The 15,247-nt window shown below is 65.0% G+C and carries 16 protein-coding genes; 13 read left to right on the forward strand and 3 right to left on the reverse strand.

What is annotated here, in order from left to right; translation table 11 throughout:
• The first annotated feature begins 11 nt into the window (after positions 1 to 11).
• From AB1411_14775 to AB1411_14800, 6 genes are all read left to right on the forward strand, one after another.
• A complete protein-coding gene (locus tag AB1411_14775) occupies positions 12 to 497 on the forward strand; it encodes a hypothetical protein (GenBank protein MEW6544859.1) in 486 nt (161 codons plus the stop codon).
• Between the two features lie 2 nt (positions 498 to 499).
• Positions 500 to 1,750, forward strand: a complete 1,251-nt coding sequence (locus tag AB1411_14780) for an NAD(P)/FAD-dependent oxidoreductase (protein MEW6544860.1) — start codon at positions 500 to 502, stop codon at positions 1,748 to 1,750.
• A 70-nt stretch (positions 1,751 to 1,820) separates the two neighbouring features.
• The gene (locus tag AB1411_14785; GenBank protein ID MEW6544861.1) at positions 1,821 to 2,645 is read left to right on the forward strand and encodes a hypothetical protein; all 825 of its coding nucleotides are present in this window, start codon (positions 1,821 to 1,823) and stop codon (positions 2,643 to 2,645) included.
• Complete coding sequence (locus AB1411_14790) at positions 2,646 to 3,434, forward strand: formylglycine-generating enzyme family protein (GenBank protein MEW6544862.1); 789 nt, start codon at positions 2,646 to 2,648, stop codon at positions 3,432 to 3,434.
• A gap of 25 nt (positions 3,435 to 3,459) precedes the next feature.
• Positions 3,460 to 4,635, forward strand: coding sequence for a hypothetical protein (locus AB1411_14795; GenBank protein ID MEW6544863.1), 1,176 nt, complete (start codon positions 3,460 to 3,462; stop codon positions 4,633 to 4,635).
• 14 nt (positions 4,636 to 4,649) lie between these two features.
• The gene (locus AB1411_14800; protein MEW6544864.1) at positions 4,650 to 5,435 is read left to right on the forward strand and encodes an SUMF1/EgtB/PvdO family nonheme iron enzyme; all 786 of its coding nucleotides are present in this window, start codon (positions 4,650 to 4,652) and stop codon (positions 5,433 to 5,435) included.
• A 30-nt stretch (positions 5,436 to 5,465) separates the two neighbouring features.
• Here the strand turns inward: AB1411_14800 and AB1411_14805 are convergent, their stop codons facing one another.
• Positions 5,466 to 7,316: a hypothetical protein gene (locus tag AB1411_14805; protein MEW6544865.1), complete on the reverse strand. Its 1,851-nt coding sequence runs from the start codon at positions 7,314 to 7,316 to the stop codon at positions 5,466 to 5,468.
• Positions 7,317 to 7,441: 125 nt separating this feature from the next.
• Between AB1411_14805 and AB1411_14810 the strand changes: the two genes are divergently transcribed.
• From AB1411_14810 to AB1411_14820, 3 genes are all read left to right on the forward strand, one after another.
• Positions 7,442 to 9,106 carry a hypothetical protein gene (locus AB1411_14810; GenBank protein ID MEW6544866.1) on the forward strand — a complete coding sequence of 555 codons (1,665 nt, stop codon included), beginning with the start codon at positions 7,442 to 7,444 and terminating at the stop codon, positions 9,104 to 9,106.
• A 90-nt stretch (positions 9,107 to 9,196) separates the two neighbouring features.
• Positions 9,197 to 9,907 carry a Crp/Fnr family transcriptional regulator gene (locus AB1411_14815; GenBank protein MEW6544867.1) on the forward strand — a complete coding sequence of 237 codons (711 nt, stop codon included), beginning with the start codon at positions 9,197 to 9,199 and terminating at the stop codon, positions 9,905 to 9,907.
• Positions 9,908 to 10,309: 402 nt separating this feature from the next.
• Entirely contained in the window at positions 10,310 to 11,107 is a 798-nt protein-coding gene (locus AB1411_14820; GenBank protein MEW6544868.1) for a fatty acid desaturase, read from the forward strand.
• Positions 11,108 to 11,176: 69 nt separating this feature from the next.
• Here the strand turns inward: AB1411_14820 and AB1411_14825 are convergent, their stop codons facing one another.
• Together AB1411_14825 and AB1411_14830 are read right to left on the reverse strand one after the other, a co-directional pair.
• Complete coding sequence (locus AB1411_14825; protein MEW6544869.1) at positions 11,177 to 11,434, reverse strand: hypothetical protein; 258 nt, start codon at positions 11,432 to 11,434, stop codon at positions 11,177 to 11,179.
• A 42-nt stretch (positions 11,435 to 11,476) separates the two neighbouring features.
• Positions 11,477 to 12,283 carry an MBL fold metallo-hydrolase gene (locus tag AB1411_14830; GenBank protein ID MEW6544870.1) on the reverse strand — a complete coding sequence of 269 codons (807 nt, stop codon included), beginning with the start codon at positions 12,281 to 12,283 and terminating at the stop codon, positions 11,477 to 11,479.
• 171 nt (positions 12,284 to 12,454) lie between these two features.
• Between AB1411_14830 and AB1411_14835 the strand changes: the two genes are divergently transcribed.
• The 4 genes from AB1411_14835 to AB1411_14850 all read left to right on the forward strand — a co-directional run bounded on the left by AB1411_14835 (position 12,455) and on the right by AB1411_14850 (position 15,230).
• A complete protein-coding gene (locus AB1411_14835) occupies positions 12,455 to 13,177 on the forward strand; it encodes a LuxR C-terminal-related transcriptional regulator (protein ID MEW6544871.1) in 723 nt (240 codons plus the stop codon).
• A 352-nt stretch (positions 13,178 to 13,529) separates the two neighbouring features.
• Positions 13,530 to 13,718, forward strand: a complete 189-nt coding sequence (locus AB1411_14840) for a hypothetical protein (GenBank protein ID MEW6544872.1) — start codon at positions 13,530 to 13,532, stop codon at positions 13,716 to 13,718.
• 213 nt (positions 13,719 to 13,931) lie between these two features.
• Positions 13,932 to 14,726, forward strand: coding sequence for a regulatory iron-sulfur-containing complex subunit RicT (ricT, locus tag AB1411_14845; GenBank protein MEW6544873.1), 795 nt, complete (start codon positions 13,932 to 13,934; stop codon positions 14,724 to 14,726).
• Positions 14,727 to 14,753: 27 nt separating this feature from the next.
• Positions 14,754 to 15,230, forward strand: coding sequence for a DUF4149 domain-containing protein (locus tag AB1411_14850; protein ID MEW6544874.1), 477 nt, complete (start codon positions 14,754 to 14,756; stop codon positions 15,228 to 15,230).
• Positions 15,231 to 15,247 lie beyond the last annotated feature (17 nt).

A 15,247-nucleotide genomic window follows, 5' to 3' on the forward strand; every position in this document is an offset into this window, starting at 1 on the left:
AGTCTAAGAAAATGAGAAGGCGCATCCTGGTCATCTCGCGAAACGAACGGATGGGGAAATGGTTCCGGTTCATGTTAGGCGGTCGAAGGACGGGACTGCCGACCACCGTGGTTGCTGATCTGGAACAGGGTCTTCGGGCTCTGAAGCGCTTGCGACCGAGGGTGGTGATCTTTGTGGACGGGGGAGCCTCGAAAGTGGATGACCGGCTCATGCTGCTTCAAGCGTTGCTGCTGATCGAGAAGCAGAGTCAACAGAACACCCTTGCCCTTTTGTACGATCTCGCCGATGGTCGGCTGACGATGTATCACAACGTTCACTTCCCGAGGGTCAGTCCGGACGACGTGGCGCAAGCGGCGGCGGAGACCGCCTCCTGCCCCCTCTTCGGGTATGTCGAGGAGTCGGCATCGGGCTTTCCGAAGGATTGCCGCTTCCTTCCGCTCATGATCAGGGGCGCCGCGCAGGCGGCCGGGACGGCGTCCAGCGCGCCGCAGGGCTGAGCATGGCCTACTCCAGCGATGTGCTCATCGTAGGGGCGGGGGCGGGTGGGCTCAGCCTTGGGCTTCGACTGGGGTCAAAAGGCCATCGGGTCAGGATTCTTCAGGAACAGGGCCCCGGGCTCTTGGCGCACAGGCCTGAGCTAGTGCAACCGGCTGGGCTCCAGGACTATGCGGAGCTCGGCCTCCTCGAACGCCTGAAGGCCCGGAACGTGGCGCGGGTCGAGCAGTTTCACTTCCATCGGATAGGGGGAGAACCGCTGTGCCAGGTGGATTATCGTGCCCTGGATCACCCCTACCCCTATGCCCTGGTGACACTTCCCCGCCAAACCCGCCGAGTGTTGCTGGAGGGGCTTCACACCTGCCCCACGGTTCACGTGCACTGGGGCACGCGCCTGACCGGCGTTCTGCGGCGGAGCGGGAGCGCCCAGGTGATCGGAGCCACGGCGACGGAAGGCGGACGCGAGCGGGATTTCTACGCCCGCGTAACCATCGGAGCGGACGGGAGCTGGTCATGTCTCCGAGACATGCTGGGCCTCGTCTGCCGGACCAAGCGCTACCGGAACGCCTTTCTCGGCCTGCGGGCGAAACGGCCCAAGGGACTCGCCGGGGAATGGGGCGGCCGGGTTCACTACTACCTGGGACACGGGGAAATTCTGGGGTACTTTCCGGTTTCGCCGGTTGCCTGCTGCCTCTTGTTTATGGTTCCGGCCGGCGATCTCGCGGCGATAGACGGGCCAAGGCTCGCGGCGTTGAAGCACCGGATCCGCACCATTGATCCGGGGCTGGGCGATGCCCTTGGAGAAGCCGCGCCCTGGGAACAGTTCTCTCGCCTCTTTCCGGTCCAGATCCGCACGGCCACGTGGGTGGCGGACGGCGCGGCCTTGCTCGGCGATGCGGCCCATGCGTGCCACCCCCATGTGGCTCAAGGAAGTTCCCAGGCGATGGAGGACGGCAGAGTCCTGACGGACGTGCTCGAAGGGTGCTTTGAGCGCGGGGACTTTACGGCTCGCGCGCTGGCGCCGTATGAGCGAATACGGCGACCAATGGTGGAGCGGCTTCAGCGGGTGGCCGACGAGTATGCCTGGCTGTGGGAAACCAGCAACCCCGTGCTGACGCGGCTCCGCGATCGGATCTTTCTGAATATCGGGAAGAGGCCCGCGCTGCTCCATCGGGTCGCGGCCACGGAAGCGGGTCTCGAACCCCGGCCGCTGACGTTCGTCGAGCGGTTGCGCGCGTTGGGGTTGTGCGCATGAGCCCGTTGGCGATTCGAGGGCTCAACGACTCAGCGGACTCCGGTTTGGGCCGCAATGGATCGGGGGGATCATGAAAAGATGGCTTGCAGCGGGCCTGCTGGCCCTCTGGATGACAGCGCCGGCTCAAGCGGCGCCGGCCTGGGCGGGAGAACCGGAACCCTCCGCGCCGATGGGGATGTGGGGAAAATGGTGCTCCGGCAAGCTGTGCCTGGAAGCCCGGACCGGCGACGGCGCGGCGGCCACGGCCCAGACGGAGCCGACCGGCTCCGCGACGCACGGGCATGTCGGGCACGGACATGCCGCCGCGCCGCTCTCCGACGAGGAGGTTCAGTATTCCATCTTCATGCACGATACGGCCGGCATATTCCTGGTCGTCATCAGCCTCTGCGCCTTTCTGGGAGGGTTCGAGTCTCGTTGGCTGGCTTGGCTGCAAGGCCTGTGGCCGGCTGTGTGGATCATCATGGGGCTCTTCCTGTTCGTGCGCGGCGACCCCGACGCCTGGCCCATGGGAGGGCCCGGGTTGTGGGAGAGCGTGACCACCCTGCCCACCGCGCACCAGGTGATCCAGCACAAGGTTCTCACCCTTGTCGCGGTCTTCATCGGCCTGTTCGAGTGGCTCAAGGGGCGCCGGGTCCTCGCGCATCCGGTCTGGGCCTATGTGATACCGACCCTCTGGGCCGGCGCGGCCCTGGCCCTGCTCCTGCATCGGCACCTCGAACACCCGCAGATGGACCTGGCCAACATGCAGCACCTGTCCTGGGGAATTCAGGGGCTCCTGCTGGCGGTGCTCAGGCTGCTCGAGGACACGAGGGTCGTGCGGTGGCCCCACAGGGCCGGGCTCTGGACCATCGTCCTGATGGCGTTGGGAGTCCAGATTGCTCTGTACACGGAGTAAATGCGCGCGCAGGCTTTGCCAGTTGGTTGCCTGGTCCAGGCGCTCCTCCTGCCAGTGATCGGAGGCGCCTCGGTGGCCTGGGCCCAGCCAGACCCATCGCTGGAGGAGATGGTCCTGATTCCGGCCGGCCCGTTCACGATGGGCGGCGATTTCGACGAGGAGCGACCTCGCCACCGGGTGACGGTGGATGCCTTCTGGATTGACCGGCTCGAAGCGACGAACGAGCAGTATGCGGCCTATCTGCGGGCGACCGGCGCGCCGGAGCCCCGGTACTGGAATAAGAGCGAGCGCTTTCACAGTGGGGAGAAGTTCCCGCGTTATCCGGTGGTCGGACTCTCCTGGTTCGAGGCCAAGGCGTTCTGCGAGTGGCAGGGCAAGCGCCTGCCGACGGAAGCCGAGTGGGAGAAGGCGGCGCGCGGCGGGCGGGAAGGGCTGGCCTTCCCCTGGGGGGATGAACCAGATCGGACGCGCGCCAACTACGAAGGACAGGGCACGATGCCGGTCGGAAGCTTTCCCCCCAATGGCTACGGCCTCTTCGACATGAGCGGCAACGTCTGGGAATGGGTCGCGGACTGGTTCGAGGCGCGGTACTACGAACGCAGTCCGGAGACGAGCCCCTCTGGTCCCGAATCCGGCCAGGAGAAGGTCCTGCGCGGGGGATCATGGGTGGATGGGACCGGACCGAACCGGATCGCCCACCGCCATTGGTGTCCGCCGCAAGCGCAGTACAAGTGGCTTGGGGTACGGTGCGCGCGAGATCACGTTCTGACAACGGTTGAGATTCCCTAGTTTCGACCGTTTGGCGGAGGAGACGATGCGGGTCTGCACGGTTGGGGTCCTGCTGGCGCTCGGCGGCGGGCTTCTTTTGGGTCCTCATCCCCTCTCTGCGGTCGGGCCGGGAGGCGGATCGTTTGCCGGCGACGGCGGCCCCGCGGCGGAGGCGCGCCTGAACAATCCGCGCGGCGTGGCCGTGGATCGAGCCGGCAACCTCTATATCGCCGACTCGAGCAATGACCGGATTCGGCGCGTGGATCGGCAGACCGGCCTCATTACCACCGTCGCCGGTTCGGGCGAGCGCGGCTTCGCCGGCGACGGGGGGCCGGCCGTCGCGGCCAAACTGTACTTTCCCCATGGCATCGCGCTGGATGATGCCGGCAACCTCTATATCGCCGACGCCGGAAACCATCGGGTCAGGAAGGTGGAGGCGCACACTGGCCTGATTCACACCGTGACCGGAACCGGGAAACGCGGGTGGAGCGGCGACGGCGGCCCGGGCGGGCGGGCGAGACTCAATGCCCCGCGAGGGGTCGCGCTTGGTCCGGACGGCAACCTCTATATCGCCGACACGCAGAACGGCTGCATCAGAAAGGTAGATCGGGAGGGTCGGATCACCACCGTCGCCGGCTCGGACCCGAGCCGGGTGGAGCGTGGGGCTGCGCCCAGGTACCTGTGGCATCCCGTGGGGGTCGCGGTTGGGCCGGATGGGCAGGTCTATTGGGCCGACGCCACCTTGAACCGGGTCAAGAAGGCCGATCTGACCCGGACCGATCCCAAGACCAAGAGCGGCTGGATCACGATCGTGGCCGGAAGCGAGACGACGGGGTTCAGCGGCGACGGCGGCCCGGCGCGGGAGGCTGAGCTTGCGGCCCCGGCAGCCGTCGCCTTCGACAGCCAGGGGAATCTTTACATCGTGGACCATAATAACCTGCGCATCCGGCGGGTGGACGCGAAGACCGGCGTGATCACGACGGTCGTGGGCACCGGCGAGCGCGGCTTCACTGGAGACGGCGGCCCGGCATTGGAGACGAGCACCAACGCGCCGTCCGGGATCGCGTTCGACGCGGAAGACAATCTCTATATCGCCGACGCGCAAAACCACCGGATCCGCAAGGTCTCGGCGGCGACCGGGACGATTACAACGGTGGCCGGGAGCGGCCCGATTAGCGAAGAAGGACAGCCCGAGGGGCCGGTGGATCAGTTTTTCCTGTAGCGCGGAGATCGCCTGTGCGGTTCCTGATTGCGAACGGTCCGCTCGTGGCTGTCCTGCTGTGGGCCTCAACGGCCTCAGCCCAGAGCCATCCGCCCGAGATCGTCGGCCGGGACGGAGCCCCGATGCGGCTGGTCCCAGCCGGAGAGTTCACGATGGGCCATGCCAAGTGGGACGCGGACGAGCAACCGGTCCACCGCGTGTATCTGGACGCGTTTTACATGGATCGGCACGAGGCCACGACGTCGCAGTACGCCAGATTCTTTCAGGAGACCGGTCGTGAATCGCCCACGCAGTGGAAAGACGTGAACCCGGCGACCGACGGGGAGCGTCCCGTGGTCGGCGTCACGTGGTATGATGCGGACGCCTACTGCCGTCATTATGGAAAGCGCCTCCCGACCGAAGCGGAATGGGAAAAAGCGGCTCGGGGTACGGACGGACGGCTGTTCCCCTGGGGCAACGAAGAGCCGACCCGCCTCCGCGCGAATTTCGGCGCGGCCTGGACCGGATACGAGACCTTCGTTCCCGTCGGAAGCCTGGAGGCGGGCAAGAGTCCCTACGAGATCGCCGACCTGGCTGGCAATGTCTGGGAATGGGTGGCGGACTGGTATGATGTGCACTATTACAAGAGCAGCCCGGATCGGAACCCGACCGGCCCCGCGCGTGGCGGGAGCAAAGTGCTCCGCGGCGGCTCGTGGTATCACATGCTGTATGACCTCCGTTCGACAAACCGCAACTACCTCGCGCCGACGAGCGCGCGCTTCGACCTCGGCTTCCGGTGTGCCCAGGATGTCCCGCACTAGCCTCCATGATTTGCCCCGATGGGACCCGCCCTATCCCTTCTCGGCGACGAAGACGGCCAGCGCGGGGTTCAGGCGCGTTCGAGGATGCAAGCGTAGGTGTTCGAGCAGCAATGGAAGCCGCGTGAAATCCTCCACGCCGGCGGTGTCGACCAGTCGCAGCCCATGTGCCGCGAAGGCGGGGCGGAGTTCCCTGGGCCCGGCCACGACGGCGAGGCCGGTGCGGACCAGGGCCGAGCTGACGTCCGCCACCATTGCGCTGCACCGTTCCCGATCGCGAAAGCACGCAAACGGAATCCAGCAATAGAGCAGCTCATACTCTCGGCAATAGGCCGCTGGCCGCCCCTGGTCGGCCGGGAGGAAGCGCGTGTCTTGCACCGCCGACAACCGGCCGGCCTGGGCGGCCCGGTCCCAGAGCACCTGGGCCTGTTTTTGCGCCCATTCGGCGCTTCGGAAGAGCACGGTATGGTGCCGGGTGTAGTCCTGATCAATACACCCGGCGATCACCGCATCCAGCCCATCAATCAAGACCCGCCTGATCCAGCCGAGCCTCCCGAGAAGGTCAGAAAGCGCATTGAAGCTCGCAAAGATTTGCTCCAGGACGAAGGGCTGTGTGGATAGTTCCTCCACCTCCGTCTCATCATCCGGATAGAAGAGGGCCAGCGAGTGCGCGCGGCCGGGATCGAGAGACGGCGGGTGGCCGCAGAAGAAGACGCGCCAATCGAAGGGATATTTCTCCGGTCGGGACGGAGGCGTATCGCCAGTGATACCCCAGGCGGGATCGAGATCAAAGGACTGGACCGAGAGGCCATCCCGCAGCCGCAGGCGGTTCCCCGCGACGACCACCGCCCGATCGCACGAGACCCAGCTCCGCGTGCCGGGCGCGACATAGGGAACGCCTGCCGGGTCGTTCATCACCGTGACCTTCCTGGCCATCCCGCCTTGGACCGTGACAGCGAGGTGCCTGGACCAATCAACGTAGCGCCATGGCGGGTCGGACCTCGGCCACCAGGCGATCTGACTCGCCCGCGACGGATCCACGAACCAGTCGTGGGGATCGGCTCCATCGGGTGCCTCCGGCCGGAAGAATGACGAGAACAGCCCGTAGGCCGGCTCCGAAGGATAAGTTGGGAGACCGCGATAGTGCAGGGGTACGGTGCCATCGGTCCGGCGCTGATCGTCACACAATCCCCAAATCAACTCGAAAACTGCGCTGCCGGTTCCGGGGAGGGTGGATTGGAACAACTCCACCACGTTGAGGAGGTTAAGCCTATGCCAAGGCATGGCCCCCATGTAGCTGAGGAAGGTTCGGCTGTCGAAGGTTCCGTCCTCCAGTAGGTAGAGCCCATCCTTCTTGAGGTGGATCGTGACCCGATCATCGCCGTCTTGCTCGAAGCTCTCGTCCGGGAAAAAGTACCGCACATCCTCGAGCGGCACACGCCAAGCCCGAGCGGCCATGCGGCGTAGGCATTCAGGCGCCTCGAACATCACGGTGGGCCGCCGACCGAGGTCCAGGGTGGTCCTGTGGACGACCGCTTCCGGCAGCAAGCCGATCCACAGGAGCGAGTCCAGACGAATACGAGCGCGAGCCAGTTTGAACCCTCCAGAGCCGTCCGGCTGCCATTCACACTCGTGCAACACAGTCCCGGAAGGGTCGGTGCAGAGCACCCGCCGCCCATGCGCACCGTAGACGATCCGGTGACCGGTGGCCCAGATCACGAAGCCCGGCCCATCCCCGCCCAGACGGTAACACACGCCTCCGTCGAAGTCGGCCGGCAAGAGATCCGCCCGCCGCACCGTCAAGCACTCAAGAGCCTGATCGGTCGCGGGAAAGACCAGCCGGTCAATCGGCGACGGCAGAAGAGAAAACACGTTCGCTGGCATGGGCCATTCCAACCAGACCATAAAGGAAGACCACCCTGGATGACCACGATCAATAATAATATTGATGATTGTCATAAGGTGGAACGCCGTCTTCTGGCATTAGTATTTGCTAAGGGTTTGATCTCGTGGATACTTTCTGGAGCAACTTTTCCGGCCGCCAGTACTTCGGCTTGGCTCCCTGGGTGTGGATTGAGTTCGAGAGTTCCGAGCCGCCTGGCCCGTTCCCGTTTCTCGGCGGGATCGCGCCTCGTGTCGCGGCCGGGCTCCATGAAGTCCATCAGCACCTCTCGGGCGCCATTGACATCGTGATCGGCGACGTGTTCGCCGGCCGCGCCCGAGCCGACGATCCGTTGATCCGAACGCGGCTGGAAGACGCCTATGCCGAGGTGGTTCGCTCGCGGCCCCGTTTGCGCCGGATGATTCGATGCGGGCGCAGCCCGGACGGCGCCTTTTACTGGGAGTACCCGTTGGACGCCGGGCAGTCCGCCCCTATCCGCTATTCCGGCCTGCGCCTCTTCAACGCGGCAACCAGGCAAACCGTCTCGGTCGGCCTGGATCAGCATCCGGCCCACGCGGTCGGACGATGGATCGGCTGTCTGGACGGAACCCAAACGGTCGGGGACCTCCAGGCGGAGTTGCGGCGGCTGGGCATGGTGTTCGGTCCCCAGTTGGCAGCCTACCTGACCCGCCTCACGGAGCGGCTTGACAGCCTCGGCGGGCTCGCCCCCTCCTCGGATTCTTCGATCCGGGAGCAATGGCTGCGGGCGACCCAGGATCGCGACATGGTGCACCTCGGCCACGCCGCCCTGCTGTATCGGCAGCGTGACCGATTCCTGCTCTTCGATCCCTGGCTCATTCCTTGGTTCGCCGAAGCTCCGGTGCCATCCCTCTGGACGACCCTGCTGCCGAAGCCGGCCGCGATTTTCCTCACGCACGACCATGACGACCATGTGGATCCCCGCACGTTGCTCGCCTTTCCGAAGGAAACCCCGGTGATCGTACCCAGCCGGGTCAATCGCCGCGCCCTGTTCTACGACTACCGGGCGCTGCTAAGCGGGCTCGGCTTTACGAACATCGTCGAACTGGCTCACGGCGATGCGTGGCCATTCGATGGCGGGGCCGTCGTCGCGGTCCCGTTCTACGGAGAATGCGCGTGCGAACTGGGCATGCCCCGCAACTGCTATCTGATCGTGGACCGGGGGTGCAACAGCCTGATCCACGTGGACAGCGGGCCCACGAACGCCGGCGACAACGTGGTCCAAGACGGAGTCATTGACGAACTCGTCCGGCGGCACGGGCCGATCAGCACGGTCTACGCCCAGCCTGGTCAACTGCTGGAGCTGCGGGCTTTCGCCGCCTATGCGTGCCTCTCGCCCCCAGGCCGGTGGCTGGAGGTCGGGGAAAATTGCTGCGTGGCACCGGACTATCTGTCACAGCTGGTGGCGAGCGCACGGGCGCGTCTGCTCGTCGCCTACGCTAACGGCGGAGCCGACTGGCTGCCCGACCACCCGGTGTTCGTCTTCAGCGGAAGGAACCGGGCGTTGCGCGACCTGGTCACCGCCCACTGGTGGCCATTGGAGGCACTGGAAGAACCCTTGCGCGCGCAGGGCTGCCATCTTCATCAGAGTTGCGCGCTCGACGTGGTCCGACAGGAGCCAGACGGAAGCCCAGCGGTCTGGCCTGCCGCAGCTCCCGCACCCGACCAGCTTTACCGGCTGGACCATGGCAGCCCGCCGGTCATGAGGCCGCATACGACCACCTGCTCCGCCGCGCAAGGGCCATCCTGTTGAAAATCACGGTGATCCGAATGAGTTCACGGTCAGCGGCGAGCCGCCTGTCCTCAACCATCTAAGACGCCCGGGCGCGGGGCGCCAACGCGGATGAAACGGAAACCCTGTCTCATCGAGGATTGCGGAACTTGCACCTTCCGGGCCAAATCCGTGGTGTGCGACCTCGAGGGAGACGCACTCGCCGCGTTCCAGAAAATCAAGCGCTCTCTCCAGTACGAGCCCCATCAAGTGGTCTTCTACGAAGGCCACGCCTGCCTGGGCCTGTACCTGTTATGCGCGGGCAAGGTCAAGCTCACCCGGTCCTCGAGCCGTGGGCAGCGGCAGATCGTGCGGATCCTGGAGTCCGGCGAATTGATCGAGAAGCATGCGTTCCGGGATGGGGCGATTCATGAGGTCACCTGCGAGACCCTGGAAGTGTCCCAGATCTGCCTGATTGAGAAGGAGCTATACCTGGCGCTGGTGAGGCGCCACAGCGACCTCGCCCTCAGGCTGATCCAACTCTTGAGCCGCGAGCTCGGCATGCATATCAACCAGCTCGACCAGTTCACCTTCAAGCTCGCCCGCGAGCGGCTGGCGAGCCTGCTGTTGGAGCTGGGCGAGCGGTTCGGCAGCGAGGCTCGCCAGGGAGTCCGGGTCGGCATCACCCTCAAGCGCGAGGAGGTCGCCGAAATGGCCGGCGTCACGGTCGAAACCGTCATCCGGCTCCTCGGAGCCTTTCGGGACGAAGGCTTGATCTCCCTTGACGGCCGTTCCATCACCCTGCTGAACCCGGATCGTCTGACCAAGATTGCCCAGCGGTAGAATCAGCGAACAGCACGAAACCGTCAGCTATTCGCTGTTAGCGCTAAGCCATTGCCTGCCCGCTCCTCGTTTCGGCGTCGTTCCCGCATAGGTCCAACGGTCCACTCAAAACGTTGATCTCCGTCATAGGCCGGGCGGGCGAACTGGAGTAAGAGTCGGCCCCAATTCCCGGGACTCCTGTGCAGTTGCCAAGGGGAGCTCGGCACACGGATCGGGGTGCGGTGCTCGGGGGGGAATCTGCGTTTTGGCTGGTGTCCGGTTGGTGACCGTTCCCTATGCCGTGCGTCTCGCGCCTTCACGACAGGTCCAATGGCCAGCGAGAAGACAGTTCGACAACAAAACTCTCGGATCAATCTGAACCGGTTGGATGTTCCGGCAAGCGCACTGTTTATCCTCGTGACCGTGACCGCCCTGGTTGGGGTACCCTTGTTCGGCTCCCTGTACGGGTACACTTGGCTGGACTGGACGCTCTGTGGGATGCTTTACGCAATCAGTGGCCTCGGCATCACCGTGGGCTACCACCGTCTCATCGCGCACGGGAGCTTTCAGTGCCCAGACTGGGTCAAGGCTCTGCTGCTCGTTGCGGGAGGATGGACCATGGAAAATTCGGCGTTGAAATGGGCCGCTGACCACGCGCGCCATCATGCCCGTGTGGATACGGAGGACGATCCGTACAACGCGAGAAAAGGGTTCTGGCACAGCCACTGCGGGTGGGTCTTCTTGAAAGACACACGCTACAGCGAGCAGTACGCTCCCTGGCTACGGAAGGATCGCGTCGTGCTCTGGCAGCACCGTTGGTACCCTCTGATCGTCCTCTCCGGATTGGCCCTGCCGTTCATCGCCGGCTGGCTCGCGGGGGGCAGCTTGCGCGGACTCGGCTGCTTCCTGCTGGCCGGAGTCGCGCGGGTGTTTTTGGTCCTCAACTCCACGTTTTGCATCAATTCCGTCTGCCACCTATGGGGCCGCCAACCTTACGACCAAACCAACACCAGCCGGGACAGTTGGTGGGTCTCACTGGTCACGTTCGGGGAGGGGTATCACAACTACCACCACGCCTTTCCACGGGATTACCGTAACGGGCCCCGGTGGTACAACTTCGACCCGTCCAAGTGGATGATCTTCACCCTGTCGCGGACGGGGCTGGCCAGAAACCTCATCAGGCACGATCAGGCGTCACATGCGACGGCCGCAGGTGACTGACAGTCCGACAGACACCGAATCCCATCGGGGCGCCCCTCCGCAAGAAGCCTGCGGAGGGGCGCGCGCCGATCAGACCGGCACAGGGGCCAGGCCCAGCCTGTGGATCGCGTTCGTGACCACCATCTTGGCGCTCGTGAACGAGACGGCTCCCCCGACGGTCTGAATCGCCAGGAGGTACCGTTTGACGTCCTCCGCCTTGGAGGCCGTATTCGACCCGTCCGGGAAGATGCTGAATCCGGCCAGTTTCTCGATCTCGGGCAGTCTGGTTTTGTAGAGCTGCGCCGCCATCTTGGTATGTTCCCTAATCGCGTCAGAGTAGTCGGCCATTCGTCACCTCGCTCCTCATCATCTGCGAGCGGCCGGCCGCCGCTACTGGTTCGGAAACAGGTAGTCCACTCCGCAGGGCAGCGCGCCGAGCCACTGGAGAAATTTCTGGACCTCCTCGCCTCGGAAGATCGCGCCATGCTGCGGGACGAGGGCCGTGATCGGGAGTCCCGCGACGCTGCGGATGAAGGCCGAGACCGCGCGATTGGAGCTCATGTAGCGCTGGTGAAAGCCCCGCATGGCCTTGACCTGCTGATCCCAGTCCTCGATCACCAGCCGCGGCTTGCCGTCCGCGTACACGGCCGCCCCGATGTCGCCGGTGAAGAGGAAGCCGCTCACGCTGTCGAAGATCACCATGTTCCCCGGAGAGTGCAGGTAGGGGGCCGAGAGACACCTGAGCTGCCCCCCGCTCTTCAGCGGCAGGGCCAGCCCGTCGTCCTTCATGAGCCGGTAGTTGACGTTGTACGCCATGTAGTGCGGCATGAACCGCTGCCAGAGGGACGGGCAGATCACTGCGATCTGGGGGTTGAACTCCAGCCAGGAGGAGATCGAGGCGCACACGTCGGGATCCTGGTGGCTGAAGAGGAGATGGGTCAAGGACTGGGCGGAGAACACCGAGTTGATCTTTTCCTGGACGGGGACAAACCGGTCGTACCCGCCCGGCTCCAGCAGGTAGCCCTCGCCCCGGTCCACCAGGAGGTAGGCGTTGCACTCCACCTCCTCTCCGCCGGTGACGGTGCCGACCCAATAGACCTGGTGCTCGGGCGTCTGATAGAGCGGAATCGCCTTGGTGTCGTCCAGGCCGACGTTGGACAGTGCCGAAAGATGATCCGCTTGCAATGTCGGTTGCATGATGGCCCCCTCTTGGTTGATTGTGGGTGGTATTGGGTGCGTACTTTTCTCCCCGCCTACTTGCAGTACGTATCGGGGAGCCGGCGGGAGCGCATGAGAGGGCTGGCCCCGCGATGAGCCGGGGAAATCTACTCAATTTCTACTGGTGAGCGGGTGGTCCCAGAGCGCGAAATGCTCCAGACGATCCTGAGCGCCTTCCTCGACTCCACACGGGCGCTCGTTCATCCCTCGGTGCTGCAATGTATGCTGCAGCGCATCGGGGTTCAGATCGGCCGGCAGGTCAGCGAACAGCATCGGTTGACCCTCGGACTGAGCCTTCCCTTCTCCCGGAAGGAGTATGGCCGCTGCCTCTCGCAGAGTCTCCCGGAGCGCATGGGGTGGCCGTGCTCTCTCCTCGAAGAGACTGCGGACCGGCTCCGCTTCAATATTCCGTCTTGCCCGTTCGGACGCAGCGTCGCCGGCAACTCTGATTTCTGCCGGCTCACGTCCGGAGTCTTCGGCGGAATCGCGGCGGACCAGTTCGGCTACGCCAAAGTCTGTCTCACGCAGGGCCACGGCACGCCCCCCCGGAACTGCTGCGTCACGGTTTACATCCGGAAGACCGACGAAAGCATGGCAGCGGAAGGCACCGTGTATCCGGAGGCCGTGACCGCGGCCGGGGATTGGGCCGAGACGCCTGCGCGCCAAGGGGCTCTCCCGCCGCTTTCGTCGCGCGAGTGCGGGCTGCTCAGGCTGGTCGGAGAGGGTCTGACCGACAAGGAGATCGCGGCGGCCTTGAATTTGAGCGTTCGGACCGTCGAAAACCACGGTGCCCGTCTGCGCGAGAAGCTCGGGGTCTCCGGACGTGTCGGGCTCGTTCGGTTCGCGCTTCGCCATCACCTGGCCAAGCCGTAATGCCAACCGCTCGCGGAACCGCCCGCCGGAACACCGGAAGTTGGTGCTTCATTCTCCTGCACCGTTGTTCGATCTCGGCGACCCACGTCTTCAGGATTCCCGGCGCTCCCACCCTGCCACCTGTCAGACGTTCCGCGAGAGCCTGATCCAGCCGATGCACCCGCTGCGGGTTCTTCTTCCTATAGGTCTAATGGCCTATTCGAGCGCTTGACATCAATCATGGGGCCGGCTCGGCCGACCATAGTAGGCTGTGTCACGCTTCCTCTTCCGATCGGCTCATTTCCGAACGGCGGAGGGACAGACGCGGCAGCGACACAGCGAGTTCTTCTGCGTGAAGGAAAGGGAGGATTGCATGAAGCAGCCGAAAGAATCCACGTTCTCGATCATGACCGCAGGCGCCTTCTGGCCCACGGCGGCGCTGGCTGAAGAAGCGGTCAAGGCACCTTCGGGAGGGTACGCGGCAGGCGATTACGTGTGGTTCACCGTGATCGGCCTGATCCTGGTATACGGGGTGTACGACACGTTTTTCAAAGCATCCTAGACCGCGCCAAGCAACGCCTCCGCCAACCGAGTGAAGCGCGAAGGAGCGCTGGGCGCTCGCGCTCCGGATCTTCGCGGTGCCGGCTGGTCGCGCTCATCAGGCTGGTTGAACAGCGCCCCCGACGTGTTCCTGAACCTGTCCATTCACAAACGCCGGCGAGTTGTGTATGATGACCCGTTTTCGGGGGACCTTGAGAACCGAGCGCTGAAGCCCATGTCTCTCGCAGAGATGCAGGAAACGTTTCCCGCCACGATCCGGATCGCAGGGATCAAGGTCCGGAACAGGGGAGACGTCAAAAAGATGGCGGTCGGCGACGCTTCGCTCCGGGCCGGCGACCGCGTGATGCTCGAGCTGGGCGGCGACCTGACCTACGGCGTGGTGTATTCGGAGCCGGCCCCGATGCCCTTCATTCCGCCGATGCGGGTCATGACGACGATCCTGCGGCCGGCCACCGACGCGGACCGGACCGAGATCGTCCGGCACGAGCGGATCGCCAAGGAAGGCATGGTTTACTGCCGCGAACGGGCGGCGGCGCTGGGCCTCCGGATGAAAATGGTGGAGGTCTACTGCTCCTTTCAGCGGCGGGAAACCACGTTCGTCTATGCGGCCGAGGAGCGGGTAGACTTCCGGCAACTGGTGCGGGACCTGGCCCGCCGATTCGGGGGGCGCATCGAGATGCGGCACATCGGCGCGCGGGAGGAGGCCAAGCGGATCGGCGGCGTGGACTCCTGCGGGCTTACGCTCTGCTGCTCCGCCTTCATGACCGAATTCAGACCGGTGAGCGTCAAGAAAGCCCGCAGCCAGATGCAGGAGGGCTCTCTGAGCGAGAGCCGCTTGATCGGCATCTGCGGCCGGCTCAAGTGCTGCTTGATGTTCGAAGAGATGCAGACCCAGGCCGGCCGGATGCCGGCCTCTCCGCCCCTCATCAAGCCGAACCGCCCGTCCCAGCCTCCCGCGGTCAGTCGTCAACAATCAGCCATCGGCAGCCAGCTCCGAGCCGAGAGCTGACCGCCGACGGCGTTTCAGCTCTCCACCATGCTGCTCCTCCTGATCTGGGTCCACCTGCTGGCTGCGGTCGCCTGGATCGGCGGGATGGTCTTCCTGTCCCTGGTCGTTGCGCCGGTTTTGAAGCACCCGCCTCTCGCCGCGCAGCGGGGGCCGCTTTTCCGAGCAGTCGGACGCCGGTTCCGCGCGGTGGTCTGGACCGCTATCGCTCTCCTGGTCGCCACCGGACCGGTCCTCCTCAGCCAGCGAGTGCCCTCGCTCCTCGATCCGGCCGCCTGGCCTCCGGCGGCCAAGGCAAAACTGTTGCTGGTGGGAGTCCTCATCGTCTTGACCGGGCTCCACGACTTCTGGCTCGGACCGAGGGTCGGACGGCTGTTGGGCGCCCCGCAGAAGCCGCGGGCCGGGCTGGATTCGTTCATGATCCGATCGGCCCCTTGGCTCGCCCGTGCCGGGCTGGTGTTGGGGCTCGCAGTGCTGTTGGCCGCCGCAGCCTTGGCGCGGAGCTAATCCTGCGTCGCGGTGGC

The sequence above is a fragment of the Nitrospirota bacterium genome (assembly GCA_040757595.1).
Classification (GTDB): Bacteria; Nitrospirota; Nitrospiria; order Nitrospirales; family Nitrospiraceae; genus JBFLWP01.

Bases quoted from the DNA above. Each gene is read 5' to 3' on its own strand.
- AB1411_14795 (MEW6544863.1), top strand. From the start codon at position 3,460: ATGCGGGTCTGCACGGTTGGGGTCCTGCTGGCGCTCGGCGGCGGGCTT.
- AB1411_14830 (MEW6544870.1), bottom strand. From the start codon at position 12,283: ATGCAACCGACATTGCAAGCGGATCATCTTTCGGCACTGTCCAACGTC.
- ricT (MEW6544873.1), top strand. From the start codon at position 13,932: ATGTCTCTCGCAGAGATGCAGGAAACGTTTCCCGCCACGATCCGGATC.
- AB1411_14835 (MEW6544871.1), top strand. From the start codon at position 12,455: ATGCTCCAGACGATCCTGAGCGCCTTCCTCGACTCCACACGGGCGCTC.
- AB1411_14815 (MEW6544867.1), top strand. From the start codon at position 9,197: ATGAAACGGAAACCCTGTCTCATCGAGGATTGCGGAACTTGCACCTTC.
- AB1411_14840 (MEW6544872.1), top strand. From the start codon at position 13,530: ATGAAGCAGCCGAAAGAATCCACGTTCTCGATCATGACCGCAGGCGCC.
- AB1411_14790 (MEW6544862.1), top strand. From the start codon at position 2,646: ATGCGCGCGCAGGCTTTGCCAGTTGGTTGCCTGGTCCAGGCGCTCCTC.
- AB1411_14775 (MEW6544859.1), top strand. From the start codon at position 12: ATGAGAAGGCGCATCCTGGTCATCTCGCGAAACGAACGGATGGGGAAA.
- AB1411_14825 (MEW6544869.1), bottom strand. From the start codon at position 11,434: ATGGCCGACTACTCTGACGCGATTAGGGAACATACCAAGATGGCGGCG.
- AB1411_14780 (MEW6544860.1), top strand. From the start codon at position 500: ATGGCCTACTCCAGCGATGTGCTCATCGTAGGGGCGGGGGCGGGTGGG.
- AB1411_14850 (MEW6544874.1), top strand. From the start codon at position 14,754: ATGCTGCTCCTCCTGATCTGGGTCCACCTGCTGGCTGCGGTCGCCTGG.
- AB1411_14805 (MEW6544865.1), bottom strand. From the start codon at position 7,316: ATGCCAGCGAACGTGTTTTCTCTTCTGCCGTCGCCGATTGACCGGCTG.
- AB1411_14785 (MEW6544861.1), top strand. From the start codon at position 1,821: ATGAAAAGATGGCTTGCAGCGGGCCTGCTGGCCCTCTGGATGACAGCG.